At 66.4% G+C, this 19,046-nt stretch carries 16 protein-coding genes; 3 read left to right on the plus strand and 13 right to left on the minus strand.

The window, feature by feature from the left end; translation table 11 throughout:
* Positions 1-914, minus strand: a 914-nt coding sequence (locus A9Z00_RS13005) for a helix-turn-helix transcriptional regulator (RefSeq protein WP_367189569.1), incomplete at its 3' end; no start/stop codon positions are given.
* 203 nt (positions 915-1,117) lie between these two features.
* On the opposite strand from A9Z00_RS13005, the gene A9Z00_RS13010 reads away from it, so the two are divergent.
* Complete coding sequence (locus tag A9Z00_RS13010; protein ID WP_296978215.1) at positions 1,118-1,735, plus strand: superoxide dismutase; 618 nt, start codon at positions 1,118-1,120, stop codon at positions 1,733-1,735.
* Positions 1,736-1,794: 59 nt separating this feature from the next.
* Here the strand turns inward: A9Z00_RS13010 and A9Z00_RS13015 are convergent, their stop codons facing one another.
* On the minus strand, positions 1,795-2,661 hold the full coding sequence (locus tag A9Z00_RS13015) for a YutD-like domain-containing protein (protein WP_296978218.1): 867 nt from the start codon (positions 2,659-2,661) through the stop codon (positions 1,795-1,797).
* Positions 2,662-2,709: 48 nt separating this feature from the next.
* Positions 2,710-3,612, minus strand: coding sequence for a lipoyl synthase (gene lipA, locus A9Z00_RS13020; RefSeq protein WP_296978220.1), 903 nt, complete (start codon positions 3,610-3,612; stop codon positions 2,710-2,712).
* Positions 3,613-3,886: 274 nt separating this feature from the next.
* Between lipA and A9Z00_RS13025 the strand changes: the two genes are divergently transcribed.
* Positions 3,887-4,921 carry a M23 family metallopeptidase gene (locus A9Z00_RS13025; protein WP_483316312.1) on the plus strand — a complete coding sequence of 345 codons (1,035 nt, stop codon included), beginning with the start codon at positions 3,887-3,889 and terminating at the stop codon, positions 4,919-4,921.
* A gap of 129 nt (positions 4,922-5,050) precedes the next feature.
* Here the strand turns inward: A9Z00_RS13025 and yunB are convergent, their stop codons facing one another.
* Positions 5,051-6,199 carry a sporulation protein YunB gene (yunB, locus tag A9Z00_RS13030; RefSeq protein WP_296978226.1) on the minus strand — a complete coding sequence of 383 codons (1,149 nt, stop codon included), beginning with the start codon at positions 6,197-6,199 and terminating at the stop codon, positions 5,051-5,053.
* Between the two features lie 232 nt (positions 6,200-6,431).
* Here yunB and A9Z00_RS13035 point away from each other — a divergent pair, with 232 nt between their 5' ends.
* Positions 6,432-6,857, plus strand: a complete 426-nt coding sequence (locus A9Z00_RS13035; protein WP_296978229.1) for a DUF4395 domain-containing protein — start codon at positions 6,432-6,434, stop codon at positions 6,855-6,857.
* Between the two features lie 242 nt (positions 6,858-7,099).
* Here A9Z00_RS13035 and A9Z00_RS13040 read toward each other — a convergent pair whose 3' ends face one another.
* The 9 genes from A9Z00_RS13040 to A9Z00_RS13080 all read right to left on the minus strand — a co-directional run bounded on the left by A9Z00_RS13040 (position 7,100) and on the right by A9Z00_RS13080 (position 18,926).
* On the minus strand, positions 7,100-8,200 hold the full coding sequence (locus tag A9Z00_RS13040; protein WP_296978232.1) for a Gfo/Idh/MocA family protein: 1,101 nt from the start codon (positions 8,198-8,200) through the stop codon (positions 7,100-7,102).
* A gap of 95 nt (positions 8,201-8,295) precedes the next feature.
* Complete coding sequence (locus tag A9Z00_RS13045) at positions 8,296-9,024, minus strand: ThuA domain-containing protein (protein WP_296978234.1); 729 nt, start codon at positions 9,022-9,024, stop codon at positions 8,296-8,298.
* An 83-nt stretch (positions 9,025-9,107) separates the two neighbouring features.
* The gene (locus tag A9Z00_RS13050) at positions 9,108-10,268 is read right to left on the minus strand and encodes a Gfo/Idh/MocA family protein (RefSeq protein ID WP_296978236.1); all 1,161 of its coding nucleotides are present in this window, start codon (positions 10,266-10,268) and stop codon (positions 9,108-9,110) included.
* A gap of 53 nt (positions 10,269-10,321) precedes the next feature.
* A complete protein-coding gene (locus A9Z00_RS13055; protein WP_296978239.1) occupies positions 10,322-11,350 on the minus strand; it encodes a LacI family DNA-binding transcriptional regulator in 1,029 nt (342 codons plus the stop codon).
* A gap of 156 nt (positions 11,351-11,506) precedes the next feature.
* Positions 11,507-12,067, minus strand: coding sequence for a nitroreductase family protein (locus A9Z00_RS13060; protein ID WP_296978241.1), 561 nt, complete (start codon positions 12,065-12,067; stop codon positions 11,507-11,509).
* A gap of 43 nt (positions 12,068-12,110) precedes the next feature.
* Entirely contained in the window at positions 12,111-12,842 is a 732-nt protein-coding gene (locus tag A9Z00_RS13065; protein WP_296978244.1) for a ZIP family metal transporter, read from the minus strand.
* A gap of 345 nt (positions 12,843-13,187) precedes the next feature.
* Complete coding sequence (locus A9Z00_RS13070; protein ID WP_296978248.1) at positions 13,188-14,540, minus strand: hemolysin family protein; 1,353 nt, start codon at positions 14,538-14,540, stop codon at positions 13,188-13,190.
* 150 nt (positions 14,541-14,690) lie between these two features.
* A complete protein-coding gene (locus A9Z00_RS13075; protein WP_296978252.1) occupies positions 14,691-15,575 on the minus strand; it encodes a TetR/AcrR family transcriptional regulator in 885 nt (294 codons plus the stop codon).
* Positions 15,576-18,926 carry an efflux RND transporter permease subunit gene (locus A9Z00_RS13080; protein WP_296978255.1) on the minus strand — a complete coding sequence of 1,117 codons (3,351 nt, stop codon included), beginning with the start codon at positions 18,924-18,926 and terminating at the stop codon, positions 15,576-15,578.
* Between the last annotated feature and the right edge of the window lie 120 nt (positions 18,927-19,046).

Raw genomic sequence — 19,046 nt, forward strand, 5'->3', positions numbered from 1 at the left:
GGTCCGTACCGTTCGCATACCCGCCTCGCCATTTCCGCGATTTCGCGCCGGAGCCGCTCCGGCTCCCTCACCTCGGCGTCCGGTCCCAGCGCGTAGAAGAAGCGCACCGCCCAGTTCCATTCCTCCGCCGGACAGTCGAAGGCGACTTCCCATTCATCGTCCGCGATCTGGATGACCTCCCCGCCGATGTGCTCGTCCTGCTCGGCAAGAAGCGCGCCGCGGTAGGTGAGCCGGGCGACGATCCGCACGGGCGGAAGCGGTTCCGGTGCGGCGCGTCCGCCCGGCGGCTCTTCCGGCGCCCGCCCATCCAACGGTTCGATGCCCTCCATCCGGTCCACGCGGAACGTGCGCGTCTCGCCGTGGAACGGCGAGTACGCTTCGCAATACCAGAATCCGTGCGCCGCGTAGATGCGACGGGGAAGCAGTTCCAGCCGGCGACGGCGGCTGGCGGACCGATAGTCGACGCGGATCCAGCGGGAAGCGGCGGCATGCTCCATGAGCTCCGGCAGATGCGGCGTTCTCACCTTGCGCTTCGGCACCTCCATCCCGACCCGGTCCAGCAGCGGCTCGATCGATTCCAGCATCGGCTTCGGCAGGACGGCCCGGATCTTGTCGATCGCCGTCCAGCGCGCTTCCCGGAACGGCGTGTCGGCGAGCCGCTCCAGCGCGCGGAGCGCGAACAGCACGGTGAGCGCCTCCCGCGAGTCGAGCGACAGGGGTGGCAGCCTGTACCCTTCCATCAACCGATAGCCGCCGGAGGCTCCGGGCTCGGCGTAGATCGGCACGCCCATCTCGGCCAGCGCCTGCATGTCGCGCAGAATCGTCCGCTTCGACACCTCGAATTTGTCCGCCAGGCTCTGCGCCGTCTCGGGCCGCTGCTGCAGCGCAAGCAGAATCGCCACCAGCCTGTCCATCCGTCTCAAGTTCGCATCCCCCGCTTCCCGCCACGATCTTAGCATTCCGATGGTGACATGAAGGCTGTCACCATTTACCCGGGCCGCCGCGAAAAATGCGGATGCCGGTCTGCCGCGACTTTCGCAACATCCGTGTTGATTTATTCCGGTGAATCATGGATAATAGGGCTGGGTAAAATTTGAACGCAGGAGGTAACGCGACCATGGCTCATGAACTGCCACCGCTTCCGTATCCGACGAATGCGCTCGAACCTTACATCGACGCGACGACGATGGAAATTCACCACGGCCGTCACCATAACACGTACGTCACGAATCTGAACAACGCGCTCGCCAACTATCCGGAACTGCAAAGCAAGACGGTCGAAGAGCTGATCTCCGACCTGAACGCCGTGCCGGAAGCGATCCGCACGGCCGTCCGCAACAACGGCGGCGGGCACGCGAACCACACGCTGTTCTGGCAAATCCTCAGCCCGAACGGCGGCGGCGCTCCGACGGGCGCGCTCGCGGCGGCGATCGACCGCGAGCTCGGCGGGTTCGAGAAGTTCAAGGAAACGTTCTCGAACGCGGCGGCTACCCGCTTCGGTTCCGGCTGGGCATGGCTGGCCGTTTCGCCGGAAGGCAAGCTGAAGGTGTACAGCCTGCCGAACCAGGACAGCCCGCTCATGGAAGGCGACACGCCGATCCTCGGCCTGGACGTGTGGGAGCATGCCTACTACCTGAAGTATCAGAACCGGCGTCCGGATTACATCGCGGCATTCTGGAACATTGTGAACTGGGAAGAAGTCGGCAAGCGCTACGAAGCGGCCGTGAAGAAATGAAGATCGCGGCATGCGAAAAGGGGTTTTCCCGCAAGCGGGAAAACCCCTTTCTCCGTTGTTTAAGACTCGCCGGATCCGGCAGGCGCGGCCTGCGCGGCATTCGGCTTGCGGTGTCCGCCGGACCGGTCGCCCTTCGAACGGCGCTGTCCGCGCTGCGCATCGCCCTGGCGATGCGGCTGGCGGGCGCGGTTCGAGTCGCCGCGGGCCGCTTCCTGCTTGCGGCCGCCCGGCTGCGGATGCCGGTCTCCCTTGCCCGGCGCCTGGGCCTGATGCCCGTGCCGCCCGCCGGACGAGCCTCCCCGCTTCGATCCCTGACGGTCCTGCTGTGCGTGCTGGCCGCCCGGACCATGCGGCCTTGCCTGTCCCGAGCCCTTCTGCTGCGCCTTGAGCTTCTGCCGTTTCTCGCGCTTCTCGCGCTCCTTCGCTTCCCTGAGCTCGCGCTGCAGGATAAGCTGCTCCAGCTCCGCCCGCTCGGCCGCGATGCGGAGCGCCCGGCCTTCGCGTCCGGTCGACTGGTCGGCCCGCCAGCGCATCAGCACTTCGCCGCCCTCCTGCGCCTTGCCGGCCAGTCCGGCGGCGGCCTCGCCGCCCGCCGGCAGCCCGCTCGTGAACACGGACGGCGCATCGCCCTCCGCCGAGCCGAAGCGCTCGTTCACGTTTACCCGCCGCAGGATGAAATACGCACAGCCGAAATTGCAGTATTCGTAGAGATAGTCGACGAGGTAGCGAATCGCCGTGTCCTTCGTCGCCTTCGGATGATCGTCGCGGAAAAATCCCTTCAGCCTGAGCTGGTTGTAACCCCAGTCGCCGAACACGTAGTCATAGCGGTCCAGCACTTCGCTGTACCGTTCCCGGAACGCCTCGGGATTCCAGCCGCCCTTGTGGTCGAGCACCAGTTCGAAGATTCTGCCGCCGATGTTGATCAAGATGAACCCCCATTTCCCGCAACGGTTCCGCCTCGACTTGTATCGGCCTCATTCGCCGGTGCGGCCGGTTGTCACCGCCATCGCCGACAGCACCTGCTCATGGGCGTGATAGGAGCTGCGCACGAGCGGTCCCGATTCGACGTGGCGGAAACCCCTTTTCAAGCCTTCTTCCTTCAGCGCCTTGAACTCGTCCGGATGTACGTATCGCTCGACGGGCAGGTGGTTCGGCGTCGGCTGCAGATACTGCCCGATCGTCAGAATGTCGCAGCCCGCGGCGCGCAGGTCGTCCATCGCCTCGAGAATTTCGTGCCATTCCTCCCCGACGCCGAGCATCAGGCCCGACTTCGTCGGGATCTCCGGCCGCATCTCCTTCGCCCGACGGAGCAGCTCCAGCGAGCGGTCGTATTTCGCCTTCGCCCGCACCTTGTCGGACAGGCGGCGGACCGTCTCGATGTTGTGGTTCAGGATGTCCGGCTTCGCGTCCATCACGACGCGCAGCGCGTCCCAGTTCCCCTGGAAGTCCGGGATCAGCACTTCCACGCTGCACAGCGGCAGCCGTTTGCGGATCGCGCGGATCGTCATCGCGAAGATCGAGGCGCCGCCGTCGGCGAGGTCGTCGCGCGCGACGCTCGTCACGACGCAGTGCCTGAGCCCCATCTGCTCGGCCGCCTCCGCGACCCGCTCCGGCTCGGCCAAATCCAGCTCCGTCGGCATGCCGGTCTTCACGGCGCAGAACCGGCAGGCGCGGGTGCAGATGTCGCCGAGAATCATGAACGTCGCCGTCCGGTTCGCCCAGCATTCGTAGATATTCGGACAGCGCGCTTCCTCGCATACGGTGTGCAGCGCCTTCGCGCGCATCATCGACTTCAGCTCAGCGTAGCCGCCGTCCGTCGCCAGGCGGATGCGGAGCCAATCCGGCTTCGGCGTCTTCTGCCTCTCGCGTGCGCTCATGGGGATAACCCGCTTTCCTTTACGGGCGGGACCGGAGGTCCCGTGCCCTTGTTGTGGTGGAACCATAATCTTTCTTATTATAACACGTTTCGGATAAAAACCAATGATCTGCAGAGAATAACGGAGGACAAGGAGGCGATGGAACGCTATGCTTCGGCTCAAGCGGAGAGGATCCGGCGCGGCGGCGGGGTCCGACGGACGGTCCGGCGGAGCGGAGCGGACCATCCGGCAGGCCGGCGCGGCATTGCGGACCGTTCGGCGAGCCGGCGAGGCGATGCGGGCCGTTCGGCGCTTCACTGCCGTCTGCTGCACCCTGGCGATGCTCGCGGGCGCGTCCGCCGGCATCGTCCGGGCGGCGCCGTCCGCGGGCGGGGAGGCGCCTTCCCTCGACATTTATGCCGAACGCCGCGCGATGTTCGAGCGCGTCAGCATGCTGACCGGCATTCCCTGGCACGTGCTGGCCGCGATCGACCAGTACGAGCGGACGCTGACGAAGGCGCGTCCGAAATCGAGGCCGCAGCCGAAAGGACTGATCGCGATCTACATCCCGCCCGCGCGGTGGGCGGGCGAGCTGAACCCGGACGAAGAGGAGACCGATCCGGCGGTCATCCGCCATTTCGGCGGCATCGGTCTCGACGGCAACGGCGACGGGCGCGCCGACCGTACGGACGATGAGGACATCCTCTGGACGGTCGCGCAGCAGCTGCTGAAATCCGGCACGTCGGAGGACGATCTCGCGATCGGGCTGTGGGAGTATTACCACAACTCGCGGGCCGTCCAGCGCGTGCTGCAATTTTCCAAGCTGTATGCGCATTTCGACCGCCTCGATCTCGACGAGCACGCGTTCCCGCTGCCCGTGCGCGCCGACTACTCGTACCGGGACACGTGGGGCGCGGCGCGGGGCTGGGGCGGCTACCGGATCCACGAGGGGACGGACATCTTCGCCGATTACGGCGTGCCCGTCCGCAGCACCTGCTACGGCGTCGTCGAGACGAAGGGATGGAACCGGTTCGGCGGATGGCGAATCGGCATCCGGGACATCGACAACGTCTACCATTACTTCGCCCATCTGTCCGGCTACGACAAAAACCTGAAGCCCGGCGACATCGTCAAGCCGGGCCAGGTGATCGGCTGGGTCGGCAGCTCCGGCTACGGCAAGCCGGGCACGTCGGGCAAGTTCCCTCCCCACCTCCATTTCGGCCTGTATCGCGACCGCGGCCTCGTCGAGTGGGCGTTCGACCCCTATCCGCTGTTGAAAAAATGGGAACGCGAGGACTGGCAGCGGATCCGGAACGGCACCTACCGGTGAACCGGGCGGGCCGAAGGAGAACCTGCCGGCGTTCGGCGCCGGCCGGCCGGCTGGCGGTTGCGGGCCGCCGGAACCGGGCGGATTCGTTCCGGTTCCCCGCATGGCGGATCCGTTCCGGCCGCCCCGCGGTCACATCTCCCCCGGCTGCTCCGGCGCCGCTTCGCCGCTCTCGTCTCCGGCGGGATCGGCGGACGTCGCGCTGTCCCCCGACGGCGGCAACGTCAGCGCAATGTTCGGCGCGTGATCGGCCGACGAGCCGCCCGGATTCCCCTTGTTGTCGAAGTAATACATCGGCACGTCGCCCACGACGAGCAGATACGAGATCGGAATTTCCGTCACGACCGTCTCCGGTTTCGTGTCGAACGGGATGATAATCGCCATCTCGGCCGTAATCCGGACGAACACCTCGACGAGGATCATGTTGATGCCCGCATCCCGCTGGCGCGTGCCGAGCTCGACCTTCGCCGCACCCACGGGCTCGAAGCGGACGGGCATGCGCGGGCCGAACGACGCGATCACCGCGCTGCCGAACGCCTGGCCGATCGGGATATATTCGGGCACGTGTTTGATCTCGTACAGCGTCCGCTGCACCGTCTCAACCGTCTCCGACGTGATGCGCATGTGCTCGGCGTAATTGAGCATGAAGCCGGTCACCCGGCCGTCCTCGCTCTTCTGCCACTCCACGAGCCGCTCCGCGTCCGTCCGGCTCGCCACCTGGGTCATGATCGCCTCGTTGATCGCCTGCGTCACGATCTGCTTCACGCGCATCGTGGCGACGTGCATGAGCGGTGGACGCAGATGGCGCTCCACGTAGACAAACGCGAACACCGTGAACGCGAGGAACGACAGGAAGACGATCAGGACCAGCCGTTTCCCGCCGATCCGACGCCCCTTCCCGCCCGGCCGGTCCGGGCCGGAGCGGGCGCTTCCACTGCTCTGGCGCCGGCCGTCTCGCTGGCGCAGGAAGCTGGGAAGCGACAGGGTGCGGCGCCGGCGCGCGACGAATCTGCCGCCGGCGGATGGACGGGCCGCGGCTGCGGGCCGGCCGCCGGAGATGATTCCGCCGCCGGACACGGGCCGTCTTGCGGGAACGAAGCGATCGCCGGATGCGGAAAGGCTTCCTCCGGGCACGAACCGCGCGCCGAATGCGGAACGGTTGCCTCCGGGCACAAACCGCGCGCCCGGCCGCCTGCGTGCGCGAAAACGCATCCCCGGGCGCCCGGCCGCCAGCAGCGCTCCCAGCAGCCGCGCGATCCCGCGCCCTCCCCGTCTCGCCATCCGATTCACCTCCGCAGCCGCGCGTCGGCGCCGCCCGTCCGGCGGCACCCTCATCCCAGCATATGCGCCTGCCTGCGGAAACATATCCACCTTGCTTCCTACCGCCCGTCCACCTTGCCGCTTCCCGTCCGCCGCCATTGACATCCGCACGCTGCCGCGCTTTAATGGTAAGCAGATGGATATGATTGGTCGGTTTTAATGGCATCCGCACGGCTGCAAGGAGGTTCCGCGCATGAAGGAAATCCCACTTCTCCTGGTCAAAACGAACCAGTCCGGCATCGTCCTGTTCGTCGTCCTGTCGCTGGCCGCGCAGCAACCCTGGTGGATCTATGCCCTCTTCCTGATCCAGCTTGCCGGCCTCGCCTTCGGCCCGCGCGCCAATCTGTTCATGCAACTGGGACGCCTCGCCCTGACCGGGGAACGGCTGAACCGGTCCGAAACGCAGGCCGCGGAGCTCGCCCGGTTCAACCAGACGATCGCCGTCTCGCTGCTCGGTCTGTCGTCCGTCTTCCACCTGGCCGGCTGGCACCTGCCGGGGCACATCGCCGCCGGCATGGTCGGCCTGGCCGCGCTGGCTGCCGTGGCGGGCTACTGCATCGGCTGCACGATTTATTACCAGTACAAGAAGTGGCGGGCGCTCCGCGCGCGCCGGGCATAAGGCGGCCTGCACACCTTCGCCGCATACCGCCCGGGCGCTTCGCGTTGCACACCGCCAAAGCATGCGCCCGGGCGCATCGCGCTGCACACCGCCCAAGCACGCCGCCCGCCGCCGGATCCGATTAAGCCGCCGGAACGGAACATGACGAAAGCCGACCGGGAACGCGGACATGAACGGCACCCGTCACCTGCGCCTGACTGGGTGCGGTTCGAAACGCCTTCCCGATCGGCTTTTTCCTTTCCTCAATCCAGCGTGTACTCCGGCAGCCCGGCCGGAAGCGGCCGCGGCTTCGCGCACGTGCTCGACAGCCGGTAATGCCGGTCTTCCTCCGACGCGATGTGGAATCCGTGCATCGCCTCGAGCACGTGGTAGGCGAGCTCGCCGCTTGCGCGATATGGCCGGCCCGTGCGGATCGCCTTCGCCATGTCGGCGGCGCCGATGCCGCGCGCGTTGTCGGTGTGGCCGTGGGTGAGCGGCACCTCGACCCATTCGCCCGATCCGGCCCGGCGCAGCCTCACCGGACCGCCGAACGTGTTCGGGTCCGGCACGACAAGCGTCCCCTCGCTGCCGTACACCTCGATGCGCGGCACCGTCGAACCGCCCGGCACGTCGAAGCTCGTGATGATCGTCGCGACCGGTCCCGCCTCGAAGTCGATGACGCCGGCGACGTGCGTCGGCACCTCGACCGGGATGACCGTCCCGGCCTTCGGCTGGCTCGTGATCGTCCGCTCGGGGAACGAAATCCGCGCCGAGCCGGTGACGCGCCGGATCGGGCCGAGCATCGCGACAAGCGCCGTCAGATAATACGGCCCCATGTCGAACATCGGCCCGCCGCCGGGCTGGTAGTAGAACTCCGGCGAGGGGTGCCACGATTCGTGGCCGCCGCTCATCATGAACGCCGTCGCGCCGACCGGCGTGCCGATCGCGCCCTCCTCGATCAGCTTGATGCAGGTCTGGATGCCGCCGCCCAGGAACGTGTCGGGCGCGCAGCCGACGAAAAGCCCCTTGCGCGCGGCCAGCTCCATCACCTCGCGGGCTTCCTCGAGCGTCACCGCCAGCGGTTTCTCCACGTAGACGTGTTTGCCGGCCTCGAGCGCCTGCAGGTTCACGGGAGCGTGCGCCTTCGGAACCGTCAGGTTGATGACCATTTCGATCTCCGGATTGGCGAGCAGCTCCTCGACGGTGCAGCCGCGCACGCCGTGCTCGGCTCCCTTCGCGATCGCGCGCCCGACGTCGATATCCGCGCAGGCGACGATCTCGAGCGACTCAAACCGTCCGCCGTTCCGGAAATACACGCCGCTGATGTTGCCGGTTCCAATGATGCCGGCTTTCACCTTGTCCATGGCCGCATGTTCCTTCTTTCCGCATCGGAATGTGATTCGATTCCTGTTGTCCGTTCATGTCCGCCCGTGTCCGCCGGCAACCGCCGGAAGACGGCTCAGTCCGGGCTGTCGCCCATGCCCGTGTAGTCCGTGTAGATGACCGGGTTCGTTCCGCCGTACAGCGCCTTGCCTTCCGCGGCCCACAGGAAGCCGCGCCGCATCAGCTCCGTCACGACCGGCATGCGGAGAATCTCCGCCTTGTGGCCGAGCGAGCAGTAGTAGACGCGTCCGACACCCCAGCGCTTCGTCCAGATGACCGGCATCTCCACCGGCCCGTTCAGCATGTGCGGACCGGGCACGGTCGGGAACCGGGTCACGGCCAGCACCTCGACCGCGGGGTCGACGTGCAGGTAGTACTGCTCGCTTCGCACCGTGAAATCCCCGATCCCCTCCGTCAGCGGGCTCGAAGACTGCTTGATGTGGACGAGGTATTCGACGCCGTCGTTGCCCGGGTGTGCGACCCAGTTGCCCCCGGTCATGAACTGCCAGTCCACGTTCTCGCGGAACGCGTCGCACATGCCGCCGTGGCAGCCCGCGAGGCCGACGCCGGCCTGCACCGCCTCCGACACGTTGCGCACGTAGCGCTTTTTGATCTTGCCCATCGTCCAGATCGGGATGATGAGGTCGAGCGATTTGAGTTTCTCGGGGTCGGCAAAAGACTCCAGCGTATCCGACACCTCGACCTCGAAGCCTTCCTTCTCCAGAATTCCCCGGAAATGCTCCGCGGCCTGGTCGGGCTCGTGGCCGTCCCAGCCGCCCCATACGATCAGCGCCTTCTTCTTCATGGGGGTCTCCTTTCCGTTCCTTCCGGCCGGGGAGCGGACGCGGACATGGGACGATCCGCCGCGTCCGCTCCGCCGGACCCGTGTCACATTTCGCTGATGCGCACCCAGCGCCGCTCTTCGATCGATTTCTCGACCGCCTCGAGCACCGCCTGGCATTTCACGCCGTCATGGAAGTTCGGCACCGGCTGCCGGTTCTCCGCGATCGCATTCAGCAGCTCGACGATGACGTGCGTGAACGTCTGGCCGTAGCCGATCGAGTGTCCGGCCGGCCACCAGCCCTCCATATAGGCGTGCGCCGGGTCGGTCGCCATGACGCGGCGGAAGCCCTGCACGTCCTCCGCGTCGTCCGTAAAGTACACCTGCAGTTCGTTCATCCGCTCGAAATCGAACTTCACGCTGCCCTTCGAGCCGTTGATCTCGAAGGCGTTCGTGCACCGGTGGCCCGGCGCGAGGCGCGTCGCCTCGAAGCTGCCGAGCGCGCCATTGGCAAAGCGCGCAAGGAACAGCGTCGCGTCATCGACCGTCACCTGGCCCTTCGGCGCGGACGCATCGCCCTTCGCGCTGAGGCCGGTCATCGAGGACGGCAGCGGCCGCTCCCGGATGAACGTCTCGCTCACGCCGACGACCTCCTCGATGTCGCCGACGAGGAAATGCGCAAGATCGATCAGATGCGCGCCCAGATCGCCGTGCGCCCCGGATCCCGCGACCCGTTTGTCCAGCCGCCAGACGAGCGGGAAATCCGGATCGACGATCCAGTCCTGCAGGAAGACGGCGCGGAAGTGGTAGATCCGGCCGAGCCGCCCCTCCTCCACGAGCTTCTTCGCGAGCTGCACCGCGGGAGCGAACCGGTAGTTGAAGCAGATCATGTGCCGGACGCCGGCTTCCTCGGCGGCCTTCAGCATCTCGCGCGCGTCGGCGAGATTCAGCGCCAGCGGCTTCTCGCAGAACACGTGCTTGCCCGCCTTCGCGGCCGCGATCGCGATGTCCTTGTGCACGTCCGACGGCGCGTTGATGTCGACGATGTCGATGTCATCGCGCCCCACCAGCTCGCGCCAGTCGGTGACCGCTTCTTCCCAGCCGAACTGGGCGGCCGCCCGCTCGACGCCGGCCTTGTCCCGGCCGCAAATCACCTTCATGACCGGCACCGGCGTGCCGGGAAACGCCATCGGCGCTTCCTTGTAGGCGTGGCTGTGCGCCTTGCCCATGAACTTGTACCCGACCATGCCGATGTTGTACCGCTTCATGCGGATCACTCCTCCCCGTACGGGATTGTGAAATGGGGCCGGAACCGGCCCTTTCACGGACGCGGCGCGGACGACTCGCGCACGACGAGCTCCGTCGGCAGCGTCTCGTGGAACACGGATTCCGCTCCCCGCCATGCGGGCAGCCGGTCCAGCAGCCGCTCCGCGGCGGTCCTGCCCATCTCGACGAACGGCACGCGGACGGAGGTGAGCGGCGGGTCCACCATCGCGGCCAGGTCCGAATCGTCGCAGCCGACGATCGCAAGGTCGTCCGGCACGCGGACGCCGCGCTCGCGCAGCGCCTGCATGAGCCCGATCGCCATCCGGTCGTTCGCGACGAACACCGCGTCGAGATCGCGCAGCCGGGCGTACACCTCCTCCGCCGCGCGGCGGCCGCTCGTGCGGCTGTAATTGCCGGCGAACATCCGCTTCGGGTCCGGCGCAAGGCCCGCCTCCCGCAGCGCGCGCAGATAGCCGGCTTCCCGCTCGCGGCTGGGCGAATACCAGGGGGAACCGTTGAGAAAACCGATCTTCCGGTAACCGTTCTCAATCAAATGCCTGACCGCGCGCACGCTGCCTTCCTCGTGCGCCGCGCAGACGGCGCTCGCCCGGCCGTCCCCGCTCACATGGTCGATCAGGCAGAACGGCAGCCCCTCGTCTGCCATCGCCCGGATGCCCGCTTCCTCCTCCGGCAGGCTGCTCGCGCCGAGCACGATGCAGGCGTCGATCCGCACCGAGCGGAACAGCGGCACGTAATCGTACGCCTCCCCCGGCGTGCGGTACAGAAGGAGCAGCCCCATGCCGCGCTCGCGCGCGACTTCCCCGATGCCGCCCAGCATCTCGGAAAAATAGTACGTCGAGAACAGGCGCACCTTCGGCACATGCGGCAGCACGACGCCGAGGTTGCCGCTCCGCCCCCGCGCGAAGCTGGCCGCCAGGGCGTGGATCTCGTAATGGAGCTTCCGCGCCGCCTCCAGCACCCGCCGCCGCGTCTCCTCCCGCACCGGACCGACGCCGTTCAGCACGCGCGAGACCGTCGCTTCCGAGACGCCGGCCAGCTTCGCCACATCCTTGCGGGACGCCACATCGTTCCTCCTTCCGGCCGCCAACGGCGAATGACGGTTGAACAGCCTGAATGTACGCGTGTACATTTTCGCACGAAAAGCGGCGGGAAGTCAATGCGGCTTCGGACCGATCCCGCATCGCCCTCCGCTTCCCACGGTTCGCCGCGATCCGACGGATCACGTCATCCAGATCGTCTTCCCGGACACCGGCCTGCGCCTGCCTTCGGGCGGAGGTCCTTCCGGCTTGCCCAGATAGACGAGGGCGACGAGCTCCTCGTTCTCCGCAAGGCCCAGCGCCTGCTTCATGAGCGGATGGTACATCGGCCCGCCGGTCCGCCAGATCGCGGCCAGCCCGAGCGCGTGCGCCGCGAGCAGCAGATTCTGCACGGCCGCGTGGGTCGCCGCGAGCTCCTCGGCGCGCACGACCTTCGGCGCGTCGGACGGCAGCGCCGACACGGCGATGACGACCGGCGCGCGGTACGCCTTCGCCTCCGCCTTCGCGCGCGCCTCTTCACGCTTCTCCTCCGGCGCTTCAAGCGCCGCGATGTCGCCGTAGGCCTTCGCGAGTACGCCGCGTCCGTCCCCGGTCATGACGCGGAACCGCCACGGCTCCGTGCCGTAGTGGCTCGGCGCCCAGTTGGCCGCCTCGAGGATCGCCTCGATCGTCTCGCGCGGCACCGGCTCCCGGCTCACCCTTCCGATCGACCGCCGCGTGCGGATCGCTTCCAGAACGTCCATGTGCCCACCCCGCATGCAAGGTTGTCATCCGAACGCGAAGTTGTCATCCGAACAGTTCCGCGATATAGATCATCACGATCAGGCCGGCGATGAAGCTGAACGTCGAGGGACGTTCGAACCCGTGCCCGTGGCTCTCCGGGATAAGCTCCTTGTACGAGATGAACAGCATGGCTCCGGCCGCAAACGCCAGTCCCGGACCGATCAGCCCGTCGATCGTGCTGGCCGCCGCGTAGCCGATCACCGCCGACAACATTTCCGTGAGGCCGGTCGCCGTCACGATGAGCAACGATTGGAGCCTCGGCGTCCTCGCGTTCAGGAGGAAAACGGCCAGAATCAGCCCTTCCGGCATGTTCTGCGCCCCGATCGCGAACGCGACCATCGGGCCGAGTCCGGCGTTCCCGCTCGCGTAGCTGAACCCCGTGCTGAGGCCTTCGGGAATATTGTGGATGAAGAGTGCGATCATGACGAGCAGCGCCTTGTTGTCGAGCGAGCGGAGGCCGTTCTTGTTCTCGACGTCGATGTGGGGGATGTTGCGTTCGATCGCATCCAGCACCGCCACGCCGAGCACAAGTCCGACGGTCATGGTCCAGAAGCCGGCTTCGGCGATCGCCTGCGGCAGCAGGCCGAACGTCGACGCGGACACCATAACCCCCGCGGTGAACGCAACGAGGATGTCTTTCCATCGCTCGGACATTTCCCGGATCAGGAGCACCGGGAGGCCGCCCAGAAGCGTCGCCATGGCCGATACGAAGCTGCCGAGCAGAGCATCATGCAAGACCGTCAGCACCTCCCGCCATCGTGTGCGCCAATTCCGAGTATATCACGAGCGCCTGATCGGGCAAGCGCCTGTCCGGCCTGAAGCACTACCCCTTCACGCGGTAATAACGGTCCCGCAGACCGTTAACGCGGCTCCGCCCCCCGCGCGAACGGCCATTAGCGGTCCCACGGACCGTTATTCACCCGCACCGGCCGGGGCGACCAACCCTTTGCGCGGCAATAACGGTCCCGCAGACCGTTAACGCGACTCCGCGCCCCGCGCGAACGGCCATTAGCGGTCCCACGGACCGTTAACGGCACGTCGCCCCAACGGTCATGAACGGCCCGCGGACCGTTGTTCACTTCAACCGGGATGATCACCCCCCTCTTCACGCGGCACCGCAAGGTCCGCCTCCGCCTGGCGGCATCCCGGCGGCAGGATCCGCACCTTCGCGATGCGCTTGTCGACCGGGCCTTCCGCGCGGAACAGATATCCCTCCCAGACGATCTCCGCCTCGTCCTCCGCCTCGGGGAACCGGCCGAGCTCGCCGATCACGAAGCCGCTCACCGTATCGTACCGGTCCGTCGGCAGCCCGATATCGAGCATCCGCTCGATCTCGTCGAGGTCGACAGTGCCGCTCACGAGCAGCGACTGATCGTCCATTCTCACAATATCGCGGACATCCTCGTCATATTCGTCAAAAATGTTGCCCACGATCTCCTCCAGCAGGTCCTCGATCGTGACGATGCCCGCGGTGCCGCCGTATTCGTCGATGACGATCGCCATGTGGACCTTGTTTTTCTGGAAGTCGCGGAACACCTTGTCGATCGGCCGATGCATCGGCACATGGAATGGCTTGCGCAGCAGCTTCTTCAGATCGAACGCCTCTTCGTCGCATTCCGTCAGGTACATCGTCAGGTCCTTCACGTGCAGGATGCCGACGATGTCGTCCATGTGCTCGCGGTAGACGGGGTAACGCGTATATTTCTCGCTGTCGATCGTCTCGACGATCTCCTTCAGCGTCGCGCCGAGCGGAATGCCGACGACGTCGATGCGGTGGGTCATGATCTCCGAGACGGTCTTGTTGTCGAAGTCGAAAATATTGTTGATCATCATTTTCTCCGTCTCGTCGATCGCCCCCCGCTCCTCGCCGACATCGACCATCATCCGGATCTCTTCCTCCGTCACCTCCTCGTCGTCCGCGTTCGGATCGACGCCGAACAGACGCACGACCAGATTCGTCGACCACGTGAGCAGCCGCACGACCGGAAGGGTGATCGCCGAGAGGACGACGAGCGGCCGGACGGCGAGCATCGCGATCGGCTCCGCCTTCTTCATCGCCAGCCGCTTCGGCACCAGCTCCCCGAACACGAGCGTGAAATAGGACAGCACGAGCGTAATGGCGACCAGCGCGATCGTGTGCAGCACTTCAAGCGGCAACGGCACTCCCCGGTCCGCGGCGAACGCCGCCAGATCGCCTGCGAAGCTCTCGGCCGCAAACGCGCTCGCGAGAAAACCGGCCAGCGTGATCCCGATCTGGATCGTCGCGAGGAACCGGCTCGGCTCGCGCAGGAGTCCGGCGAGAAGCTTCGCCTTCCTGTGGCCGTCCTCCGCCATCGCGCGGATCCGGTTGTCGTTCAGCGAGATGAGCGCGATCTCCGATGCGGCGAAAAATGCGTTCACCAAAATCAACACGACGAGTACGACAAAGGCCATGCGTTCACTTCCCCGCCGTTCCGGCACAGATTCCATGCGTAGTATAAAGCCGGCGGCGGCGAAATATGTCCGCACGGCCGCAGTGGCCCGCCGCTCCGGAAAATGCGAAAGCCGCCGTCGGCGAGGATAACGCCGCGGCGGCGCATGATTTCAACCGTCGAACATGTCCCGCTCCAGCCGGTCAACGTCCGGCCGAAGCGGCTCGGGCGCGAGGGCGCGCACGTGGCCCAGCAGGGCGCGCAGCGCGACGCGGTTCGGCAGCAGCTTCGTCGCCTCGGCCGCCAGCAGGTCGAGCGCTTCCTCCAGCTCGCCGGCATCCGCGCCGGCCCGCACGACCCCCAGCCTGCCGCGCAGCTCCCGGATGGACGCCTGCCAAGCCGCCGGTCCGCAGCCGCCGCCGGCAAGGCGCCGCATCAGCGCGTCGAGCTCTTCGCCTTCCACCAGCGGCCGCTCGCCGCTCCCGATGAGCCCGGCGGCGATGTCGTCCATCCGCCGGACGAGGTAACGGGCCAGACGCTGCGGTTCGATCGGCTTGCCGCCGAGCAGATGGCAGCCGACGACTTCCCCGAGCGCGCCCTGCATCATCAGCGCGATGTCGCCGGCGTAAGGCGCGCAGGGCTCGCCGTACATGTCCCGGATCGACCGCAGCAGCCATTCCGTCGTCTCCGCCCGGATCCGCAGGACGAACCCGGGCAGCGCCTCGTGGATGCCGTCCGCATGCTCGCGCCAGAGCCGCCGGATCCACTCGGCGTTGTCCGAACCCGTGGCAAGCTGCTCCTCGAGCTGGCGGATGAACCGCTCGCGCGGCGTGAGATCCTCATCCGCCTCGAGCTCGGCCATCCGCCGCCGGATCCGGTCGTAGACGTCGGCGACGGCGGCCAGCGCAAGCTCGTCCTTCGATTTGAAGTGGAGGTATATGGACCCCTTGGCGACGCCGGCCTCCTCGGCGATCTCCCGCATCGACGCCGAACGGTAGCCCTTGCGCGCGAACACGCGCTGGGCGGCGGCCACGATCAGCCGTTTGCGGTCCGGCAATCAGATCCGCTCCTCGCTGCTTCTGCGGCGCAGGCGCATCAGCACTTCGTAGACCGCGGGCACGATGAACAGCGTAAGCAGCGTCGAGCTGGTCAGGCCGCCGATGACCGTCACCGCCATCCCCCGCGAAATGATGCCCGCGCCTTTGATGCTGAACAGCATCGGCAGGAGGGCGCCGACCGTCGCGAAGGCGGTCATCAGGATCGGGCGCAGCCGGGTGCCGGCCGCCTCGATCAGCGCCTCCCGGGTCGGGAGACCGTCCCGCTCCTTGTGGATGACGCGGTCGATCAGCACGATCGCGTTCGTGACGACGATGCCGATCAGCATGAGCAGCCCCATCATCGCCGAGACGTTCAGCGTCTCGCCCGTGAGCCACAGCGCGAGGAACGCGCCGATCGCCGTGAACGGCAGCGAGAACAGGATCGCGAACGGAGCGAGACCGCCTCCGAACGTGATGACGAGCACGAGGTAGACGATCGCGATCGCGGCGGCCATCGCCAGGCCGAGCTGATAGAACGTCTCGTTCATCTGTTCGACGACGCCGCCGAACTCGACGTCGACCGAACGCGGCAGTTCGAGTTCGTCCATTTTCTTCTTGAGATCGGCAGTCGCCCTGCCGACGTCCTTCACCGTCACTTCGGCCGTGATCTCCGTATAGATCCGGCCGTCCAGCAGTCGGATCGTGTTCGGCGATTCGCCGCTTTCGACCGTCACGACATCCCGGATCGGCACTTCGAAGCCGAGCGGCGACGCGAGCGTCACGCCGGTCATGTCGTCAATCGTGCCGTAGCTTGCCGTCTCCGACTGCTCGTAGACGCTGTACACCTCGCCGTCTGCCTCGATCGTCGTCAGGACGGTCCGCTCCCGCGCGGGCGCGAGCGCGAGCATGATGTTGGCGGTCGTCAACCCGTACCGGCCGAGCTTCGCCTGGTCCGCCCGCAGCGTGTACTGGTCGTAGGTCTCTTCGAGCCCCGTCTCGATGTCCTTGAAATTCGGATCCTCTTCCATGACCGCCTTGATTTTTTCGGCCGCTTCCCTGATTTCTTCATAGCTGTCGGCGAACACGTACATGCTGAAGCCGCCCGCGCCGAACATGGCGGACATGTCGAACAGTCCCCATTCGCCTTCGCCCGGGGCCGCCGCCTGGATGTCGGCGAGCACCTGCTCCTTGACTTCCGCGAAATTCTCGGTCTCATCGTCAAACATGACGTAGAAGAGCGCGTCGCGGTCCGAGCCGAAGCCCGCCATGCCGCCGACCCCCGCCCGGCTGCCGATCCCGAACGAGACATCCGTCACATCCGCGCGATTCATCAGGTAGCTTTCGGCCTTCAGCGCGAGATCGTACACTTCTTCCTGCAGCTCGCCCGGCGCCGCCGAATAGGAGAGGATCGCGTACTTCTGGTCTTCCTCCGGCAGGAAGCTCGTGCCGACGAACCGGAAGAGCCAGGCGCTGGCGATGAGCAGCAGCACCGCAACCGAGAACGTCACGGCCTTGCGGCTGAGCGCCCAGCGCAGGCCGCGCTGATAGGCCTTCGCCAGCGCGCCGGGGCCTTCGGTTTGCCTGCTCTCGGGCAGACCTTTCCGGAACATCGTGTGCGCCAGCATCGGCACGATCGTGATCGCGACGAGCAGCGACGCGAGAAGCGAGTACACCATCGTCAGCGCGAACGGCAGGAACAGTTCGCCCACGAAGCCGCTGACGAGCCCGAGCGGCAGGAAGACCGCGATCGTCACGATCGTCGACGACATGATCGGAATGAACATTTCCTTCGTCGCCGCAAGGATGAGCGCCTTGCCCTTGAGCTGCTCGCCCTTCAGCGACATGCGCCGGTAAATGTTCTCGATGACGACGATCGAGTCGTCCACGACCCGCCCGATCGCGACCGTCATCGCGCCCAGCGTCATCATGTTGAGCGTGATGTCGTTCAGCTTGAGCAGCAGGATGCCGATCAGGAGCGACATCGGGATCGAGATGACCGCGATCAGCGTCGAGCGGACGTTGCGCAGGAACATCAGGATGATGATGACCGCGAAGATCGCGCCGAACAGCGCCTTGTCGAGCATCGTCGCGACCGATTGCTCGACCGGCTCGCCCATGTCCAGCATCGTGATGAAGTCAAGTCCTTCATGCCGCTCCTTGAAGGCGCTCAGTTCTGCCTTGACCTGATTCACGACTTCGACGGTGTTCGCATCGGGCGCCTTGACGATCTGCACGGCGATGGCTTCTTTGCCGTTCGTGCGCGAAATGGACTCCGCCCGGCCGACAAGCTCGATGTCCGCGATCTCCGAAAGCGGAACCGTCGGCAAACCGCCGTTCATCAGCGCGGCGAGCAAGCCGTCCCCGCCTGCGGCGTCCGGGATTCCGGCGCCTGCTCCCGCCGCGTCCGCGGCGGCGTCCGGACCGGCCGCCGGGTCCATGCCGAATGCGGCGCCGTCCAGGTCCACGGCGTCCGGACCGGCGGATGCGCCCGGGCCGAACGCGCCGCCCATGCCGGCCGCATCGCCCGCTCCGCCTCCCATGCCGAACGCGCCGTCCATGCCGTTCCCCATGCCGGCGGCTCCGCCCATCCCGGGACCGCCCATGCCGGCGCCGGCTCCTCCGCCGGACGGGATGACCGGAATCGCGAGATTGCGCAGTTCCTCAAGCGTGCGGACGCCGCCGTCCACGACGATATTTTTCTGCGTGCCTTCCATCTCGAACAGGCCGAGCGGCGCCTTCAGCACCGAACCCCGGATGATGCCCTGCACCGTCTCTTTCGAAAGTCCGAGCTCCGTCAGCTTGTCCTCTTTCCAGGTCAGGACGGCTTCCCTGACGTAATGCCCCGAGATGTGCACTTCCTGCACGCCGTCAAGTCCTTCGATGGACGGCCGCAGCTCTTCCTCGACGAGCGCGGTAAGCTGCTCGAGCGGCATCGCGTCGCTGCTGACGCTGACGACGAGCACCGGCATGGCGTTGATCGTTATGCGGCTCAGCGCCGGCTCCTGCGCGCCTTCCGGCAGCGAGACGCCATCCACCGCCTCCCGCGCCTCTTCGAGCGCCTCCTTCATGTTCTTCTCGTACTCGTATTGGATGACCACGAGCGAGTAGTTCTCGGCGGACGTCGACATGATCGCATCGACGCCGTTCAGATTTTTCAGCCGCTGCTCGATCGGCCGCGTCACCCGCTCCGCCACCTCGTCGGGCGCCGCGCCCGGATACACGGTCGTCACCGCGATGACCGGAACGTTGATGTCCGGGATCGTCTCCTGTTTCATCGTGAGCCCGGCGTAGAGGCCGGCCGCAACGACGATGAAGGTCATGATCCACAGCGCGAACTTGTTGTTCAACGAAAACCGGATGATGCCGTTCAACCGTTTCCACTCCCTTTTGTCTGTTGTCTTGGCGCCGACTTGTACTGACCGATGGTTCAGAACGGTTTTATTCTAGCTCAAGGGAGGATCGGATTTCAAACCGCCATCGCGAATGACCGT

Origin of the sequence: Thermobacillus sp. ZCTH02-B1, from assembly GCF_002159085.1 — a bacterium.
Lineage (GTDB): Bacteria > Bacillota > Bacilli > Paenibacillales > Paenibacillaceae > Thermobacillus.